Origin of the sequence: Streptomyces sp. SID5910 (genome assembly GCF_009862125.1) — a bacterium.
Lineage (GTDB): Bacteria > Actinomycetota > Actinomycetes > Streptomycetales > Streptomycetaceae > Streptomyces.
Window position 1 is genome coordinate 1 of the sequence record NZ_WWHX01000103.1, and the last position, 2,251, is coordinate 2,251.

Consider the following 2,251-nt stretch of genomic DNA (forward strand, 5'->3'; position numbering starts at 1 on the left):
ACCACGTGCAGATCACCATGGCCGAGGACATCGGCATCGGCGGCCGGGCGGGCTACTACGACGGCATCGGCGCCGCCCGTGACGTCATCCAGAACCACCTGCTCCAGTTGCTCGCCCTGACCGCGATGGAGGAGCCCGCCTCCTTCGACGCGCCGTCGCTGCTGACCGAGAAGCTGAAGGTGCTCAAGGCGGTGCGGCTGCCCGACGACCTCGGCGAGCACACCGTGCGCGGCCAGTACGCGGGCGGCTGGCAGGGCGGCGCCAAGGTGCCCGGCTATCTGGAGGAGGAGGGCATCGACCCGGCCTCCACGACCGACACCTACGCGGCGATCAAGCTGGCCATCGACAACCGCCGCTGGGCGGGCGTCCCCTTCTACCTGCGCACCGGCAAGCGGCTCGGCCGCCGCGTCACGGAGATCGCGGTCGTCTTCCAGCGGGCCCCGCACTCCCCCTTCGACTCCACCGCGACGGAGGAGCTGGGCGAGAACGCCATCGTCATCCGCGTCCAGCCCGACGAGGGCATGACGGTCCGCTTCGGCTCCAAGGTGCCGGGCACGTCGATGGAGATCCGGGACGTGTCCATGGACTTCGCGTACGGCGAGTCCTTCACGGAGTCCAGCCCGGAGGCGTACGAACGGCTGATCCTGGACGTCCTTCTGGGCGACGCCAACCTGTTCCCCCGTCACCAGGAAGTGGAAGAGTCCTGGCGGATCCTCGATCCGATCGAGGAGTACTGGGCCACGCACGGCAGGCCCGCGCAGTACGCCTCGGGCGGCTGGGGACCCGAGGAAGCCGACGAGATGCTCGCACGAGACGGACGGAGCTGGCGCAGGCCATGAGGATCGACCTGACCGACACCACGGCAAGCAAGATCAACAAGGCGCTGGTGCAGGGTCGCCGCGCCATCGGCACCCCGGCCGTGGGCATGGTCCTGACGATGGTGATCGTCACGGACGAGGAGAACGCCTACGACTCGATGAAGGCCGCCGAGGAGGCCTCGCACGAGCACCCCTCGCGGACCCTGGTCGTCATCAAGCGGCACGCCCGCAACCTGCGCGACCGCACCCGCTCGCACCTCGACGCCGAGGTCCGCGTGGGCTCGGAGGCCGGCACCGGCGAGACGGTCGTGCTGCGCATGTACGGCGAGGTGTCCGAGCACGCCGACTCGGTCGTGCTGCCGCTGCTGCTGCCGGACGCCCCGGTCGTCGTGTGGTGGCCGGTGGAGGCGCCGGACAACCCCGCGAAGGACCCGCTCGGCGCGCTGGCCCAGCGCCGCATCACCGACCTGTACGCGGTGGAGCGGCCGATGGAGACCCTGGAGAAGCGGGTCCGGTCCTACGCGCCCGGAGACACCGATCTCGCCTGGACCCGGCTGACGCTGTGGCGGTCGATGCTGGCCGCGGCGCTGGACCAGGCCCGGGTGCCGGTGACGTCGGCGGTCGTGGAGGCCGAGGGCGACAACCCGGCCGCCGAGCTGCTGGCCCGCTGGCTGGAGGCACGGCTGCACGTCCGGGTCGAACGCGTCATCACCGACGGGCCGGTCGTCACGGCCGTCCGTCTGGGCACCGCGAACGGCGAGATCGTCATCGACCGGCCCGAGGGCCCGCTCGCCACACTCACCCTGCCGGACCAGCCGCCGCGCTCGCTCGCGCTGAAGGTCCGCCCCACCTCCGAACTCATCGCCGAGGAGCTCAGGCGCCTCGACGCGGACGAGATGTACGCCATCGCCCTGCGCGGCGAGGCCGACAAGGAGACGCCCGTCCATGTCTGACACCCCCAAGCTCACCGCCCGGCCCGAGTGGACGGCGCTCAAGGACCACCGCGCGGACGCGCTCGCCCGTCCGGACCTGCGCGAGCTGTTCGACCGGGACCCGGGCCGGACCGAGCGGTACGTCGTGCGCGTCGGCGACCTGCGCATCGACTACTCCAAGAACCTGGTCACCGACGAGACGCTGGAACTGCTGCGGGAACTGGCCGCCGCGACCGGCGTGTCCGGGCTGCGCGACGCCATGTTCCGCGGCGACCGGATCAACATCACCGAGGACCGCGCCGTGCTGCACACCGCGCTGCGCGCCCCGCGGGACGCGGTGATCGAGGTCGACGGCGAGAACGTCGTCCCCAAGGTGCACGCCGTGCTGGACAAGATGGCCGGCTTCGCGGACCGGGTCCGTTCCGGCGAGTGGACCGGCCACACCGGCAAGCGCATCCGCAACGTCGTCAACATCGGCATCGGCGGCTCCGACCTCGGTCC

General features: G+C 71.5%; 3 protein-coding genes. All 3 read left to right on the forward strand.

All coding sequences use genetic code 11. The features are described 5' to 3' along the window. A partial coding sequence (locus GTW67_RS03760) for a glucose-6-phosphate dehydrogenase (RefSeq protein WP_161163363.1) occupies positions 1-839 on the forward strand: 839 nt, incomplete at its 5' end. Further along, positions 836-1,771 carry a glucose-6-phosphate dehydrogenase assembly protein OpcA gene (opcA, locus tag GTW67_RS03765; RefSeq protein WP_161163364.1) on the forward strand — a complete coding sequence of 312 codons (936 nt, stop codon included), beginning with the start codon at positions 836-838 and terminating at the stop codon, positions 1,769-1,771. The genes GTW67_RS03760 and opcA, both read left to right, overlap by 4 nt. After that, a partial coding sequence (locus GTW67_RS03770; protein ID WP_524539739.1) for a phosphoglucose isomerase-related protein occupies positions 1,764-2,251 on the forward strand: 488 nt, incomplete at its 3' end. The genes opcA and GTW67_RS03770, both read left to right, overlap by 8 nt.